Below are 15,948 nucleotides of genomic sequence, written 5' to 3'. Positions count from 1 at the left end.
CCTGACGCGACCACCCATCTGACGGGAGGCGCGGTGCCGGCTGGCACCGCGCCTCCCGTTCGTCGCGTCAGCCGTCGGTGCGGTCGCGACGCTGCGCGGCGGCGCGGCGCATGAGCAGCCACTGGCCGAGCAGGAGGACGCCGATGCCGACGGGGATCCAGGTCGCGACCGGCACGGTCGACAGGAGTGGTCCGACCACGGCACCGAGGACGATGCACACGAGGGCGCAGACGAGGACGATGTTCTGGTTGGTGATGGTGGGCTGCACGGGAGCTCCTTCCGGTCCGGACGACAGCGTTCACCACTGCACCGAGGTGCCCCACACACTGGCAGAGGTGCGAACCCTGCTGCGCCGCCGACGCCCCCCGGCGTCCTCGATCGTCGCACCGGAGACGGCCCCGTGCAACCACGACGACTGCCCGGCGGGACGTCCGGATCGTCCATTACAACGTTGACGTAGCGTTTCCAGCGCTGTAAACAAGACATGCGCGACGAGGCGCACGAGGGAGCAGCAATGGTCGGCAGCACGACGGGATCCACAGGCACGATGCTCGGACGGCGGGGGTTCCTCGCCGGGGCCGCGGGTGGCCTCGCCCTCGGCGCGCTCTCCCTCGCGGGGTGCGCGACGCCGGGTCGAGCGGCCGCCGGCGGGACCACCACGATCCGCTTCTACGAGCAGAAGCAGGAGGTGATCGCCTACTTCGACGACCTCCTGCGGACGTTCGAGCAGCAGCACGCCGGCATCTCCGTGGTGCACGACAGCACGGCGGCGATCGCCCCGCAGTTCGTCCGCGGCGAGCCGGCCGACGTGGGGTGCTTCAACGACAACCTCGAACTCGCGCGGTACGTCCGTCGCGGGGTCATGCGCGATCTGCGCCACCTGCCGTCGGCGGACCGCATCCGTCCGAGCATCGCCGAGCTCGGCGACCAGTACGCCACCTACCCGGGCCGGGTGAGCGTGCTGCCGTACTCGCTGGCCGCCGCCGGGGTGATCTACAACAAGAAGGTCTTCGCGGACCTCGGGCTGCCGGTGCCGACGACCTGGGACGAGTTCGTCGCCGTGTGCACGGCGGTGCAGAAGGCCGGGATCACGCCGGTCTACGCGACCGACCGGGACACGTGGACGCTCTGGCAGGGGCTCTTCGACTACTCGGTCGGCAGCCTCGTCGACACGGGGTCGTTCTTCCGGAAGATGAACGCGATCGGCGCCGACGTCGGGCCGGACGCCGAGGTCTCCTTCGAGAAGGACTTCGCGGTGCCGATGGAACGCGCGAAGACGATCTCCACGTTCTTCAACCCCGACCACGCCACGAAGTCCTACGCCGACGGCAACCTGGCGTTCGGGCAGGGGAAGGTCGCGATGTACCTGCAGGGCCCGTGGGCGCTCAGTCAGATCGCCCTCGTCGACCCGAAGCTCGAGGTGGGGACCTTCGCGCTGCCGGTCACGAACGACGCCGGCGACCGGAAGGCCCGCGTGAACGTCGACCTCGGCCTGTACATCCCGCAGGCGAGCACGCACGTCGACGAGGCCGGGGACCTCGTCGAGTTCCTCATGCAGGACGAGGTCATGGACGCGTACAACCGCGACAACCTGGCGTACTCCACCCGGAAGGACGCGCCGCCACAGCAGGACGAACGCGTCGCCGGACTGCAGCAGTACGTCGACGACGCCGCCTTCTACCAGGGCGCCGGCACCTTCATCCCGACCTCGATCCCGCTCGGCAACTACCTGCAGACCGCGATCCGGAGCGGCGACTTCGACTCGATGCTCCGGCGGCTCGACGCGGACTGGCGACGGCTCGCCGGCCGCTCGGCGACTGTCTGAGCCCCGGCGACCAGGACCTCCCAGGAGCGACCATGACCATGCAGACCCCCCTCAGCCGCGACACCGACCCGACCGACCCCGACGGGTCGCGAACGCCGGGCACGCCCGGCCCGGCGACGGCCGCGTCCCGCGTGCACCGCCGCGCGGGCTCCCTCCGCCGCACGGAGCCGATGTACTACGCGTTCGTCGTGCCGGCCCTCGTGCTGTTCACCGCGTTCGTCGTCGCCCCGGCGTGCGTCGGCGTCTTCTACAGCTTCACCGACTACCTCGGCTTCGGCTCGTGGCGGTTCCTCGGCATCGACAACTACACGGCGCTGGTGTCCGACCCGTCGATCCTCGCGTCCTACGGCTTCACGCTCGGGTTCGCGCTCGTGACCGTCGTGGTCACGCAGGTCATCGCGCTCGCCCTGGCGATCGCCCTGACGAAGCGCGTCCGGTGGGCCGCCGGACTCCGCTCGGTGTTCGTCATCCCGATGGTGGTGTCCGGCATCATCGTCGCCTACGTGTTCAACTACCTGTTCTCGAACACCCTGCCGGCCCTGGCCACCTCGGTCGGGTTCGGTCCGCTCGAGCAGAGCATCCTCGGCGACCCGGACCTGGCCTGGCTGGCGATCGTGATCGTCTCCGCCTGGCAGACCGTGCCCGGGGCGCTCCTCGTGTACACCGCCGGGCTGACGTCCATCCCCGGTGACCTGTACGAGGCGAGCGCGCTCGACGGCGCCGGCGCCTGGAAGCAGCTCCGGTCGATCACGCTCCCGCTCATCAGCGGGTTCATCGTGATCAACACGGTGCTGGGCGTGAAGGGCTACCTCGGCGCGTACGACGTCATCGTCGGTCTGACGAACGGCGGCCCGGGCAGCGCCACGAGCAGTGTCGCGATGACGATCTTCGGCGGCTTCACCGGGGGCGACTACGCGTACCAGATGGCGAACGCGACGGTCTTCTTCGTCATCACCCTCCTCATCTCCCTGCTGCAGCTCGCGGCGACCCGCGGAAGGACCCTGCGACTCGCATGACCGCCCTCGACACCCGCACCACGACCACCGTCCCCGCCGGCGGCTCCCCCGACGACCGCCGCGCCCGCCGGCACCGGCTCGGCCGGCCGAACTGGCCGCTGACGATCCTGCTCGCGGTCGCGTCGCTGACCGTGCTCGTCCCGCTCTACGTCACCGTCGCGATGGCGTTCAAGACGAGCGCGCAGTCCGTCGACGGCAACGCCCTGTCCCTGCCGGCACCGTTCAACCCCGCGAGCTTCGCCGAGGCGTGGCAGCTCACGCGCTTCCCGGTGTCGTTCTCGGTGTCGCTCGGCGTCGCCGTGCTCACCGTCGTCGCGACGCTGCTGCTCAGCTCGTTCGCCTCGTACGCGATCGTGCGGAACTGGCACAAGCGGTTCTTCCGATGGTCGTTCGTCTACCTGCTCGCCGCGATGTTCCTGCCGTTCCCGGTCATCGCGCTGCCGCAGATCAAGCTCACCGCACAGCTCGGCCTCGACAACCCGATCGGCGTCGGCATCCTGCACGCCATGTTCCAACTGTCGTTCAGCGTGCTGCTCTACTCGGCGTACCTGCGGTCGATCCCGGTCGAGCTCGAGGAGAGTGCGCGCATCGACGGTGCGAGCACGTGGCAGATCTTCTGGCGCATCATCCTGCCGCTGCTCGCCCCGATGAACGCCACCGTGGGGATCTTCGCGTTCCTCGCCTCGTGGAACGACTTCATGCTGCCGTCGCTGATCACCGCGGACCCGATGCTGCAGACGCTGCCGGTCGTGCAGAACATCTTCCAGAGCAAGTTCGGCACGAACTACAACGTGGCGTTCGCCTCGTACCTGATGGCGATGGCACCGACGATCATCGTCTACCTGTTCGCCCAACGCTGGGTGATCAGCGGTGTGACCCAGGGTGCGGTGAAGAACTGATGCGGGAGACGATCCGCCCCTTCCCGGGTTCCGACCCGGTCGCCGACCCGGCTGCGGTCGTCAGCGGCGAGCACTGGCGCGTGACCGTGCTCGACGCGGGCACCTTCCGGGTCGAGTGGAGCGACGAACGCAGCGACGACGACGGCCACCGCGACGACGGCGGCCACCGCGACGACGGCGGCCGCGGCGGCGACGGCCACGACGGCCGCTTCGAAGACCGCACCTCCACCTTCGCGATCCGCCGCAGGCTCCCGGTGCCGGAGTACCGGACGGTCCGCACGGGCGACGGCGGCGTCGAGGTCACGACGGCCCGCGCCCGCCTGCGGTACGACGGCCGACCGTTCTCGCCCGGCGGCTTCACCGTCGAGACCATCGGCGCCGACGCGAACCGCTGGCGCTGGGGCCAGGAGCCGCGCGACCTCGGCGGCACCGGACGCACGCTCGACGACGTCGACGGCCGCATGCCGCTGGAGTCCGGCGTCCTGGCGCGGGACGGCATCACCGTCATCGATGACTCGGAGTCGTTCCTGTTCACCGACGACGGCTGGATCGGCACCAGGGTCCCCGGTCGCCGTGACGTCACGGTCTTCGCCTACGGCCGCGACTACGACGCCGCCCTCCGCGCCTACCACGCCGTGTCCGGAGCACCCACGCTCCTGCCGCGCTGGGCGCTCGGCAACTGGTGGTCGCGGTACCACCCGTACAGCGACGCGTCCTACCTGGAGCTCATGGACCGGTTCGCCGAGGAGCGGGTGCCGTTGTCGGTCGCGGTCATCGACATGGACTGGCACCGCGTCGACTCCGTGCCGGAGCGCTTCGGCAACGGGTGGACGGGCTACTCCTGGGAGCCGTCGCTGTTCCCCGACCCGACGGCGTTCCTCGCCGAGCTGCACCGCCGCGGCATGCGGACCACGCTCAACCTGCACCCCGCCGACGGCGTCCGCGCGTTCGAGGACGCCTACCCGGCGATGGCGGCGGCGACGGGCATCGACCCCGCGACCGAGGACCCGGTGCCGTTCGACCCGACCGACCGACGGTTCCTCGAGGCGTACTTCGCCGAACTGCACCGTCCGCTCGAGGAACAGGGCGTCGACTTCTGGTGGATCGACTGGCAGCAGGGGCGCACCACGAGCCTGCCCGGCGTCGACCCGCTCTGGCTGCTCAACCACTTCCACCTCCTCGACTCGGCGCGGGGCGGCGGCGCCGGCATGACGTTCTCGCGGTACGCCGGCCCGGGCAGCCACCGGTACGCGGTGGGGTTCTCCGGCGACGCCGTGGTGTCCTGGGCGTCACTGGCGTTCCAGCCCGAGTTCACCGCGACCGCGGCGAACATCGGCTACCCCTGGTGGAGCCACGACATCGGCGGGCACACGCGCGGCGTCCGCGACGACGAGCTCGCCACCCGCTGGGTGCAGTTCGGTGTCTTCTCGCCGATCATGCGCCTGCACTCGGCGAACAACCCGTTCATCCGCAAGGAGCCGTGGCAGTTCCCCGCCGAGGCCCGGCAGGCCATGGGCGAGGCGCTGCGCTTCCGGCACCGACTCGTGCCCTACCTCCACACGATGAACCACCGTGCCGCGGCGGGCACCGCGCTCGTCCGCCCGCTCTACCACCTGGAACCGCACCGGGACGAGGCGTACCGGGCCCCGGACGTGTACGCCTTCGGCAGCGAACTCGTCGTCGCGCCGATCGTCGAGCCGCGGGACACCGCCTCGCTGCTCGGCCGCTCCCGCGCGTGGCTCCCGCCGGGGTCCTGGACCGACGTCTTCACCGGGACCACGTACCGCGGGGACCGCTGGGTCGAGCTGCACCGCGGCATCGAGGGCATCCCCGTCCTCCTCCGCGCCGGCGGCGTCCTGCCGCTCGCGACCGAGGACGAACCGGACGCCACGACCAACCCGACGGCGTTCGAGGTGCTCGTCGCGCCAGGCGCCTCCGGCTCCTTCACGCTCGTCGAGGACCGCGAGGGCGAGCCGGACTCGGTCTGCCGCACCCGGCTCGACTGGGACGCAGAGCAGGCGGTGTTCCGGATCGGGGCGGCCGAAGGCGACCGCACCGCCGTCGCCGAGCGGCGACGGTGGCGCGTCACCTTCCTCGCCGCGCCCGCCCCCGGTCAGCAGGTCGCCGCGTCCGCCGACGACCGGTTCTCCGTCGACGTCGAGACCGACACCGCCGAGGGCGCCACGCTCGTCCTCGCCGGTCCGCCCCGGGTCGGGCTGGACGCCCGGGAGGGCGTCCGCCGCCTCCTCGAGCGGGCGCAGGCCGGCAACCCGGAGAAGCTCGAGGCCTGGTCCGTGGTGTCACGCGACGCGCCGCTCGCGGAGCGGATGGCGGAGCTCGACAGCGTCGAGCTGCCGGCGGCGCTGCGCGCCGCGGTGGTGGAGCTGCTCGGGAGCGTGCACCCGGCTCTGGACTGAGTCCAGGACGGTCTGGAGGCACGGTGCGGGCCCGCACCGTGCCTCCCGTCAGTCCCGGTGCGGGTCCACCGACCCGTCGGCGTGCCTCCCGTCAGTCCCGGCTCGGGTCCACCGACCCGTCGGCGCGCGGTGCGCTCTCCCCCACCACGAGCCGGTGCCCCACGACGACGAGGCGGCCCGCCGCGTCGTCGCCGTCGATGCGGGCGAGCAGCAGGTCGAGCGCCGCCTCGGCGAGCGCCACGGTGTCCGGCGCGACCGAGGTGAGGCTCGGGGCGAGGACCGCCCCGAGGCCGATGCCGTCCCACCCGACCACGGCGACGTCGTCGGGTGCCTCTATGCCGCGCAGCCGCATGGCGCGGAGCGCGCCGACGGCGGAGAGGTCGTCTCGACACAGCAGCCCGTCCACACGCAGGCCGGCGTCGAGCGCGCGACCGAACGCGTCCTCCGCGCCCGCGGCGTCGCCGACCTCGCGCGGGACGAGCAGTCCGTCGTCGACCGGCAGTCCGGCGGCGCGGAGGCCCGCTCGGTACCCCTCCAACCGGAACGACGAGGTGCGCGACGCCGGGCCGGTCTCGTGCCCGAGGAACCCGATCCGCCGTCGGCCGAGGGCGACGAGGTGCGCCACGGCGTCCGCAGCCGCACCGACGTTGTCGATGACGACCTGGTCGGAGTGCTCCGGGCGGACGTCCTCGCCGAGGAAGACCACCAGGGTGTCCCCGCGGATGCCGTCGATGTGCTCCGGGGTGAGCACCTGCGGGTGCAGCACCACGCCGTCCACCAGCCCCGCCTCGCGCCCGCGGACCGCCGAGCGTTCGCCGTCCGCGGTGCCGCCGGTCTCCTCGAGCAGCAACCGGTACCCGCGGTCGGCGCAGACGCGGGAGAACACGTGCGCGAGCTCGGCGAAGTACGGGCGACGGAGGTCCGGGAACGCGAAGGCGAGCATGTCCGAGCGGCCGGTCGCGAGTCGGCGCCCGGAGGCGTTCGGGCGGTAGCCGAGCTCGTCGACGGCGGCCTGCACGCGCTCGCGCATCGTCGGGCTGACGTGCCGGTAGCCCCGGACCACGTTCGACACGGTCTTCATGGACACACCGGCGAGGTCCGCGACGTCCTGCAGCGTGACCTTGCCCACGGGCCAACCGTAGCGTGGTGGCGGCGGCGGGAGCGGCGCGCGTCGGCTCAGGCGGGGGCGGCCCCGGCCAGCCGTTCGGCCTCGAGCGCCGCCGCCAGCAGCGCCGCGAACCGACCGACCGTCGCCGCCTCGTCGTCCGTCAGGCCGTCGATGACGCGGACCACCGACCCGTGCACGTGCCCGTACGCCCGGGTGAGATCGGTCCGGGCGGTCTCTGTCGGCACCACCACGATGCCGCGGCGGTCGTCCGGGTTGCGTCGCCGCTCCGCCCGGCCGGCACGGACCAGCCGGTCGACGAGCTTCGTCACCCCGGCCGTCGTGAGCCGCAGGAGCGCGGAGAGCTGCGTCGGGTTGAGGACCCGGCCCTCGCGTTCCGCCTGCACGAGCTGCTGCAGCGCCAACGCCTCGATCGATCGCATCTGCAGTGCCTGGAGCGCGACCTCGTCGGACTCGTGCACGCTGTCACTGAGGGCCTGGAGCCCGGCGAGCGCGCTCACACCCGCTGCGGTACGCGGACCCTGCGCGAACAGCCGTCCGGCGCCGTGTCGCCCACCCTGCGCGGGTTGCTCGTCCTGCCCCATGCGACCGCCTCCGTCCACCCTGCGTCGATGCTATTCCGCGTCTTGTGGATTGACTGAGGACGTAGTCAACCGAGGACGACAACTGTCCTCCGGAGAGGGAGCGCACCCAGCGGTCCCGGATCAGGAGTGACCATGTCGAACACGGCACACACCCCCGCACGGCACGACTCCGTCGTCCGCCGCACATGGGCCGAGACCAAGTCCGCCGTCAAGACGACCGAGTTCTACGTCTGGCTCGTCGTCTCCGTCGCGATCCTCATCGCCTCGGCGGTGGTGGACGACCACGGCGAGGGACAGACCGGCTTCGGTGCCGACCGGGCCTGGTTCTACGTCGCCCTCGTGACGATGGCCTACATCCTCAGCCGCGGCATCGCGAAGGCCGGTGTCCGCAAGCCCGACCACGACGACGAACCCGCCCGCGACGCGCACGGCCAGGTGCGCTGACGCTGGACTCCCGCCGGGTCTGATCCCCGGCGGGTCGCCCGCGGTCCCTGGCCGCGAAGCGCCGGTCTGGCACCCGGCAGCGGGCCGCCCCGATTCCATCCGGGGCGGCCCGCGCTCCGTCCGTGCAGCCGTCAGCGCACGCCTGGCCCGGACCGGCGCACCCGGACTGCGGCCGCCTCGTACGGAGCGAGTGTCGATCGGACGATCCGGCCGTGGAGCTCCGCCCCGCCAGGAGCGTCATCGCCGAGGTACGTCGACCGTGCTGCCGCGTCGAGGTCGACACCGAACCCGAGATCGACCGTCACGGGCTCGTCCGCGAAGGACTGCAGCCGGACGAGCGAGGTCAGTTCGTCGTCCGTGGCGACCACCGAGACGAGCCGGACACGTGGATCACTGATCACGAGGAGTTCGGTCGTCGCGTCGGAGCGCCCTCCGGTGCCGCCACTCGCAGGGACCGCCGCCATCGGCCGGACGAGGTCCGCCGTCGTCTGCACGGCGACTGCCTCGACGGCTTGATCGGGCGCAGACCGCACACCGACCGCGTACTCGAAGGTCGCCGTGAACCCCTGCTCGATGGGGAAGTTCGTGTCCCACACGTTGTTGTGCAGCCAGGAGTAGACCGTCGCGGGACGGGCAGGCGTCGTGCTCGCGGGGAACGGCGCGTAGGGCAAGGCGATCGTGCCGGGGTGCACGAGCGGCGCGTCCTTGGTCACCCACACCGCCGCGTCGTCGCCGTCCTGCACGCTCACCCAGTTGCGGATCGCGCGCATGTGCTGGGGGGCGCCGGGGACGTGCGCGAGACCGTCGCCGGTGACGCCGCCGGACACCTCGTACCGGACCACCGGGTCCTGCGCGGCGAAGGGGAAGGCGAAGAACGCACTCTCCTTCGTCCGGGTCACCGGCTTGGCCAGCCGGTCTGCGATCAGCAGGCGCGGCTCACCGTGCCGGAGGCGGAGGGTCACCGTGACGCTGTCCACCCCGGCGGCGGCGAAGCGGTAGACCAGCCGCTCCTCGACCGCGTCGGAGACCCGCTCGACCAGGACCGCGGGGCCGCTCGTGGTGCGGGAGGCCAGGAGCTCGAGGCGCTCGGAGCTCCACAGTTTGTTCGACAGGTGGTTCACTCCGGCTCCGGACGAGCCGTACTCGTCGTACACGTAGCCGTTGAAACCCGCTGGCGCGTCCGGCTCGACGAGCTCGCGGCCGGTCGCGCGTTCGAGGATCGACCGGATCGTGGACGTCCGCGGGTCCACGACGACACGGAGGTACTCGTTCTCGAGCGTGAAGAGCTCTGCGGCGCTCGTCGCCACCGGATCGTGGACGCGCGGCGCTTCCGGCTCGGCGGCAGCAGGGAGCACGTCGAGGCGGACGAACCCGAAGGCCGGGGCGTCCGTGACCTGCACGGTGATCCATCGACCGGACTCGCGGTGCAGGGCGTTCGACTGCTGCTCGATGGCCTGCGGCAGGTCCTGCCCGGACCGGCCGTCTCGGATGATGACGGTCGCGTGGAGCGGCACGGTCGACTCCTTGAGGAGGAACCGGACCGCTCCGGTGCGTCGCATGCCCGAGGCATTCGCCACCACCACCGACGCCAGCGCGTGCTCGGGCGTCGCGACGGTGTCCGCCAGGTAGACGAGTGCGTGTTCTTCGAGGTCGCGTCCGCGCTGGTGACCCGCGAGCGCCTGGGCGACCTTCCACTGCCACTGTCGTTCCCCGGAGTCGTAGCCCTCGTCGCCGTGGGTCCACGAGTTGCTCGCACCCCAGGTGTGCTCGTTGAACATCGAAATCGCGTCCCATGCCGCGTCGGCGTCAGCACGTTCGGAGGGGACGGGTGCCCCGTCGAGCCACGCGGCGGCCTGCGAGAACGACCGTGCGTCGCTGACGGTGGCCTGGGCCTCACGGGTGAGGGCGAGCGGGACCGCGGCGGAGCCGACACCCTCGACCCACCAGTCTCCCCAGTCGCCCGCCACGGTGACGAGCTCGTCACCGTGGCGCGCCTCGGCCTCGGCGAAGAAGTCCTCGTTCGTCGAGACCCGGAGACGCGGCGAGGTCCACGTGTCGTTCCAGCGGCGGACGATCTCGGACAGGTGCAGGCGCGCCGGCCCGTTGTCGCCCATGAAGCCCTGGGTGCGCAGGAGCAGCACGTCCCACGGGTAGCCCGGGCGCCCCTCCGCCGCTTCCCCGTGTGCACCGAAGACCCCGGGCGGGAAGGGGTATCCGCGGGTCGCGAGGGCGGTCAGGTAGGCCGGCAGGTAGGTCTCTGCCACCTCGTACGACTCGGTGAGCCCGACCATCGGCCCCTCCATGTAGGCGAGGCCGTGCGGGCTGTCCGTCATCCACACGACCACGGAGTTCCCGGCCGGCGTCCGCCAGCGGAACATACGAGGCAGGTCGAGCGCACCGTTCTGGTGCGGCATCGACCGCCCCGCCCAGTTGTGCGCGACGGCCAGGTAGCGGACGCCGACCTCCTGCAGCGCGTCGGGCAACCCCGCGACCTGCCCCGGGACGTCGGTCTGCATGGCGGTGGTGAAGTCGATCCCGTACTGCTCGCGGATCCGTCGCGCCTCGCGGAGCAGCTCGTGCAGCTCCTCGGTCGAGCACGTGTCCGTGTGCAGGTTGTACGGCATGGCGCTGAGCCCGATCACCCCGGCCTGGACGAGTCGGACGAACTCGGCCACCTTGGCCGCCGGACGGTGGCGCTCCCAGTCCGCGAACGCCCACAGCGCCTCGACGTTCCACCGGAAGCGCGCGGCGTCGGGCCACTCCTCGGTCGCCGCCGCCAGCTCGACGGCGGAGTCGAGGTACGACCGCTGGGACGAGATCACCGTGGTCTGCGGATCGGTGTACCCGAAGTCGAAGTGCGAGTGGTGCACCACGTGCACGGACCACTCGCGCTGCGGCAGGAGTTCGAACGTGATCGGCTCCGCCACGCCGGGCAGGTCGACCGTCACGGGCATCGGGCCGTCGACGGCCCGGACGAGCAGCCGCAGCGAGGTGGCGTCCGGTGCCGGCGCGACGTCGAGCGCGCGCGCCTGGCCGTCCGGACCCGTGACGGTGACCGATGCTGCGTCGGGCACCGCGTCGACGGTGTCGAACAAGAGTCGGACGCTCTGCACGGCGACGCCGTCGCGTTCCGTACGGAGCGGTTCGGGCACGATGCGGACGCGGGAGCCGCGGGCGGACCCGGTGGCGGCCGTGGCGCGGTCGAGGAGTCCGGCGCGCGCCTCGAGGTGGGACCAGGGCTGCGCGGAGACGAGGGCTGGTGCGGTCATCGGAGCGGTGTTCCTTCGATCGGAGATGGTCGGTCGGCGGTCTGGAGGCGCGGCTCGGCTCGGTCCCCCGGCCGGCGGTGCTGATCGGGTGGCGGGCGAACGGCGCCCCGTGTCAGGCGGTCGGGTTCAGCCCGCGGGCGAAGAACCGTTGGAACGCGAAGAAGACGGCGATGGTGGGGAGGGACGCGACCAGTGCGCCGGCGAGCGCGACCGGCGGGCCGTACGTGGAGTAGTTCCCGGTGAGGTCGGCGAGCGTCGCCATGACCGGACGGATGTTCGGACTCGACGACAGGGTCAGCCCGAACAGCAGGTCGTTCCAGATCCAGGTGAACTGGAAGACGAAGGCGGCCAGGAGCGCGCTGGTGGACAGCGGCAGGTGCACCTGGAAGAACATCCGCACCCATCCGGCACCGTCGAGCGAGGCTGCCTCACGCACCTCGTTCGGCAGGCCGGACATGTGCCCACGCACCACGAAGAACGCGAACGGGATCGTCAGTGCGACGTAGACGAGGAGCATGCCGTACTGGGTGTCGAACAGCGACGTGGATGCGTAACCGGTGAAGAGCGGCGAGAGGAAGGCCTGCAGCGGCAGGATCGTGCCGATGTAGATCACCCAGAACCACAGGGTCGGGCGCTGCACCGGCATGATCGTGACCGCGAAGGACGCGAGCGCCGCGATGAGCACCGCGGCCCCGGCCCCCACCACGGAGTACAGCAGGCTGTTGAGCATGCCCTGGCCGACGTTCGCGTTCTGGAACGCGGTGGCGACGTTGTCGAGGAACGACCACGAGGTGGGCCACCACGAGGGCGTCCCGGAGTAGTCGGAGCCCTTCGTGAAGGCGTTGACGACGAGGAGGTACGAGGGGATCAGCCAGATCAGCGACACCAGCGTCAGGACGACGGTGAGGACGCGACGGGAGGTCTTGGACATCGGGGACTCCTGCTAGTCGGTCGGGCGGAGTTGCCGGCGGAGGTACGCCCACGAGGCCACGACGACCACGACGGTGAGGAACACCGCGACGGCGGCGCCCGAGCCGTACCGGGAGAGGGTGAAGGTCTCGCGGTACATCGTCAGCGCGAGGGTCTCGGAGGCGGTTCCCGGTCCGCCGTTCGTGAGCAGCAGCACCTGGTCGAACACCTTCAGGCTGCCCACGATCGAGATCCCGACGACGACCACGGTCATCGGTCGGAGCTGCGGGAAGGTGACCGCCCAGAACAGACGCCACCCCGATGCGCCGTCGATCTGCGCCGCCTCGAGCGTGTTCGGCGGGATCGACTGCAGCCCGACGAGGAACAGGATCACGCACGCGCCGGTGGCCTGCCAGGTCGTGGCGACGATCATCATCACGGTGTTGAGCGGCCACTGCAGCAGCCACTGGGACACCAGTCCGTCGAGCCCGAAGGCGCGCAGGAGGGTGTCGAGGCCGCCGTCGGTCGTCAGCATGAACGTCCACACGACTGCCGTCGCCGACCCGGAGATGGCGTAGGGCAGCACGATGGCGAAGCGCGCGAGACCGCCGAACCGGAGCTTCCACGTGCCGACCGCGATGGCGAGGCCGATCCCGACGGGCAGCAGCAGCGTGCCGACGACCCACAGGAAGGTGTTCAGCACCGACTGCCCGAAGGCCGGATCGGCGAACATCGCCCGGTAGTTCTCGAGCCCGACCCACCGCCGCGTGAAGCCGTTGTCGTCGAAGAAGCTCCGGAAGATCGTGGACAGGAACGGGAGGACGAGGAGCACCACCACGAGCACGACGGCGGGGGCGAGGAACGCGCCGCCGGTGAGGCGTGCCCGGAGCGGTGCCCGCCTGGTCGACGCAGGCCGACGTCGGGCGGTGGGGCGCGCCTCCTGGGCGACGGCCGTCTCCGGGACGGGCGGCTGGGTGAGGGTCATGCGGCGTTCCAGATCTTCCACTCGGTGCGTGCGCGGTGCTCCATCGAGCGCAGGGTCGCCTGCCCGTTGGCCTTCGACGGGTTGACCATGAAGGCGCCCAGGTCGGCGACGTTGCCCTCGACCAGCGGGGTGGGCGACGCCTCCCAGTAGCGCGTCAACTCGATCGGACGCGTGGACGCGATGTCCTTCGCCAGGTCCTGGACGAGGTCGGACTCCGGCAAGGCCTTCGGGTTCGGACTCGTGTCGCCGAGGAAGCCGACCCACGCCGTCTGCACATCGGTCGCCAGCCAGTTCTCAGCGACGTCCACGGCAGCGGCGCGGCGGTGGGCCTTGATCGGGACCGAGAGCGAACCGCTCTCGACGACGACCGCCGGATCCGTGCCGCTCCGCGGCGGGACGCGGAAGAAGCCGATGTCGTCATCGGTGAGTCCGGCGGCGAGGAGCGTGTTGGCGAACCAGGTGCCGTAGAGCATCATGCCGAACCTGCCCTTGGCCACGAGGCCCGGCAGGTCGTTCGAGGTGACGTCCGGCGCGGAGAAGAAGCCGTTCGCGTACATGTCGGACCAGGTGTCCATCGCGCGTGCGGCCGGCTCGTCGGCGTAGCTCGCCTTGTTCGTCGTGACGGCCTTGTAGTAGTCCGGGTCGCTCGAGGCGAGGAGCTGCATGAACCAGATCTCGGCCTCCCACGTGGTGGCGCCGGGTGAGAGGAAGGGCGTGATCCCCGCGTCCTTGAGGGCCTGCGCGGCGTCCATCACCCCGTCGAACGTGGTCGGGACCGCGATGCCGTGTTCCGCGAACGCCTTCTTGCTGTAGAAGACCGCGTAGTAGCTCTTGTAGAGCGGGACGCCGTAGGTCTTGCCGCGGTAGCTGAAGGACTCGCGCTGGGCGGGGTCGACCCACCCGCGTTCGATGACGCGGTCCCAGACCCGGTCGAGGTCGGTGAGGATGTCCGCCCGGGCGATGTCCTGCAGCCGGTAGCCGTTCGTCCACTTGATGAGGTCCGTCGTGCTGTCGGTCTGCGCCGTCATGCGGACGATCTGGCCGTAGTTCGCGACGCTCGACACCGACCGTGAGGTGATGCGGTACCCGATCCGTTGGTCGAGGACGGCCGAAGCGGCGAGGTAGCCGGGACCCCAGGTGGGGTTGTCGCTGTTCAGGGTCACCGTCCCCGCAGCGGACGGCCGGGTGTCGGTCCCGCGGGCACAGGCCGCGAGCGCAAGGGCGAGCAGCCCACCGCCGCCGAGAGCGAGCGCAGAGCGGCGGGTCACGGCGGGCCCTCGTGTCGGATCGGGCATCGTTCGTTCCATTCGCCAGTGAATTGATAACGTTACCAAGCCGAGCTTACACGGCAGGACTCCGGGGGCAAGGGTCCGTCCGGTAGAAATGTCGCATGGAGTCGACGGCGGACCAGGCACCCGGGACGACCCCGCCCCGCCGCGCGACGATGACCGTCAAGGACATCGCGCGCGTCGCCGAGGTCAGCCCGATGACCGTCTCGCGCGTGCTCTCAGGCGGCAAGAACGTGCGTCCGGCGCTGCGCGAACACGTCGAGCGGGTGATCGCCGAGGTCGGCTACCACCGCAACGAGAACGCTCGCAGCCTGCGCCCCGGGCAGCGCTCCGGTCTGGTCGGCGTCCTCATCACGAACATCGGGAACCCGTACTACGCAGGGGTCGTGCAGGGCATCGAGCAGGTCGTCGCGGCAACCGGGCGCAGGATCCTCGTCGGCACGACCAACGAGGACGACGACCTCGAACGGCAGCTGCTCTCCGACTTCCTCGGGCGCCAGGTCGAGGGGCTCGTCGTCGTGCCGGTCGGCCAGGACGCCGAACGGTTCTCGGCCGCCCGGCTGCACGACGTCCCGCTCGTGCTCGCGTCGCGGACCATCGACGCTGCGGCGGCGGACGCGGTGCTCATCGACGACGTCACCGGAGCCCACGACGCGACCGCGCTGATGCTCGACGAGGGGCACCGTCGGATCGCCTTCCTCGGCAACAAGGTGACGGTCTCGACCGGGCAGCGCCGACTCACCGGGTTCCGGAACGCCTTCGCCGAGCACGACGTCGACACAGCCGAGGACCTCGTCGTCCTCGGTCTACAGGACACCGCGTCGGCCGGACGGGCGATGCGCGAGCTGCTCGACACCCCTGCGCCCCCGACGGCGGTCTTCGCGGCGAACAACCGGATCAGCGTCGGCGCGATCCGGGCGATCGCGACCGCCCTCGCCGAGGGGACGATCACGACCCCGCCGCGGCTCCTCGCCTTCGACTCGTTCGACCTCGCCGACATGGTGCCGATCCCGCTGTCGGTGGTCGACCACGACCCGCTCGAGCTCGGGAGGGTGGCCGCCGGCATGCTCCTCTCGCGCCTCGACGGCAGCGCGGACGGTGCATCCCCCCGCCTGGTCGAGCTCCCGGTGCAGCTCGTCCACCACTGAGCGCCCCCTTGCGCTCGCTGTCGGTCGTCGGGCTAGA

Annotated in this window: 13 protein-coding genes; 6 read left to right on the top strand and 7 right to left on the bottom strand. The window is 71.3% G+C overall.

The genetic code is table 11. The features are described from left to right. Positions 1–67 precede the first annotated feature (67 nt). Positions 68–268: a hypothetical protein gene (locus ACY3FI_RS01110; RefSeq protein WP_462548879.1), complete on the bottom strand. Its 201-nt coding sequence runs from the start codon at positions 266–268 to the stop codon at positions 68–70. 246 nt (positions 269–514) lie between these two features. On the opposite strand from ACY3FI_RS01110, the gene ACY3FI_RS01105 reads away from it, so the two are divergent. From ACY3FI_RS01105 to ACY3FI_RS01090, 4 genes are read left to right on the top strand one after another with little or no spacing between them, the layout of a single operon-like run. Further along, on the top strand, positions 515–1,825 hold the full coding sequence (locus tag ACY3FI_RS01105; protein ID WP_462548878.1) for an ABC transporter substrate-binding protein: 1,311 nt from the start codon (positions 515–517) through the stop codon (positions 1,823–1,825). 32 nt (positions 1,826–1,857) lie between these two features. After that, positions 1,858–2,841 (top strand): carbohydrate ABC transporter permease, encoded by a 984-nt coding sequence (locus ACY3FI_RS01100; RefSeq protein ID WP_462548877.1) that lies wholly within the window; start codon positions 1,858–1,860, stop codon positions 2,839–2,841. Next, complete coding sequence (locus tag ACY3FI_RS01095; RefSeq protein ID WP_462548876.1) at positions 2,838–3,740, top strand: carbohydrate ABC transporter permease; 903 nt, start codon at positions 2,838–2,840, stop codon at positions 3,738–3,740. Before ACY3FI_RS01100 ends, ACY3FI_RS01095 begins: the two co-directional genes overlap by 4 nt. After that, complete coding sequence (locus ACY3FI_RS01090) at positions 3,740–6,157, top strand: glycoside hydrolase family 31 protein (protein WP_462548875.1); 2,418 nt, start codon at positions 3,740–3,742, stop codon at positions 6,155–6,157. The genes ACY3FI_RS01095 and ACY3FI_RS01090 overlap by 1 nt, the downstream gene beginning before the upstream one ends. A gap of 91 nt (positions 6,158–6,248) precedes the next feature. On the opposite strand, the gene ACY3FI_RS01085 is transcribed toward ACY3FI_RS01090, so the two are convergent. Together ACY3FI_RS01085 and ACY3FI_RS01080 are read right to left on the bottom strand one after the other, a co-directional pair. After that, positions 6,249–7,286: a LacI family DNA-binding transcriptional regulator gene (locus ACY3FI_RS01085; RefSeq protein WP_462548874.1), complete on the bottom strand. Its 1,038-nt coding sequence runs from the start codon at positions 7,284–7,286 to the stop codon at positions 6,249–6,251. Positions 7,287–7,333: 47 nt separating this feature from the next. Continuing rightward, positions 7,334–7,783: a MarR family winged helix-turn-helix transcriptional regulator gene (locus ACY3FI_RS01080; protein WP_462548873.1), complete on the bottom strand. Its 450-nt coding sequence runs from the start codon at positions 7,781–7,783 to the stop codon at positions 7,334–7,336. Between the two features lie 216 nt (positions 7,784–7,999). On the opposite strand from ACY3FI_RS01080, the gene ACY3FI_RS01075 reads away from it, so the two are divergent. Continuing rightward, on the top strand, positions 8,000–8,311 hold the full coding sequence (locus tag ACY3FI_RS01075; protein ID WP_462548872.1) for a hypothetical protein: 312 nt from the start codon (positions 8,000–8,002) through the stop codon (positions 8,309–8,311). A gap of 131 nt (positions 8,312–8,442) precedes the next feature. Here the strand turns inward: ACY3FI_RS01075 and ACY3FI_RS01070 are convergent, their stop codons facing one another. From ACY3FI_RS01070 to ACY3FI_RS01055, 4 genes are all read right to left on the bottom strand, one after another. Then, the gene (locus ACY3FI_RS01070; protein WP_462548871.1) at positions 8,443–11,580 is read right to left on the bottom strand and encodes a glycoside hydrolase family 38 N-terminal domain-containing protein; all 3,138 of its coding nucleotides are present in this window, start codon (positions 11,578–11,580) and stop codon (positions 8,443–8,445) included. Between the two features lie 112 nt (positions 11,581–11,692). Further along, on the bottom strand, positions 11,693–12,511 hold the full coding sequence (locus ACY3FI_RS01065; protein ID WP_462548870.1) for a carbohydrate ABC transporter permease: 819 nt from the start codon (positions 12,509–12,511) through the stop codon (positions 11,693–11,695). Positions 12,512–12,523: 12 nt separating this feature from the next. Continuing rightward, a complete protein-coding gene (locus ACY3FI_RS01060; protein ID WP_462548869.1) occupies positions 12,524–13,474 on the bottom strand; it encodes a carbohydrate ABC transporter permease in 951 nt (316 codons plus the stop codon). Further along, positions 13,471–14,742: an ABC transporter substrate-binding protein gene (locus tag ACY3FI_RS01055; protein WP_462548868.1), complete on the bottom strand. Its 1,272-nt coding sequence runs from the start codon at positions 14,740–14,742 to the stop codon at positions 13,471–13,473. Before ACY3FI_RS01055 ends, ACY3FI_RS01060 begins: the two co-directional genes overlap by 4 nt. 122 nt (positions 14,743–14,864) lie before the next feature. On the opposite strand from ACY3FI_RS01055, the gene ACY3FI_RS01050 reads away from it, so the two are divergent. Continuing rightward, positions 14,865–15,911, top strand: a complete 1,047-nt coding sequence (locus ACY3FI_RS01050; RefSeq protein ID WP_462548867.1) for a LacI family DNA-binding transcriptional regulator — start codon at positions 14,865–14,867, stop codon at positions 15,909–15,911. Positions 15,912–15,948: the final 37 nt, after the last annotated feature.

The organism is Curtobacterium sp. RM9, assembly GCF_054956955.1.
This window is presented reverse-complemented; position numbering and strand designations above follow the sequence as displayed.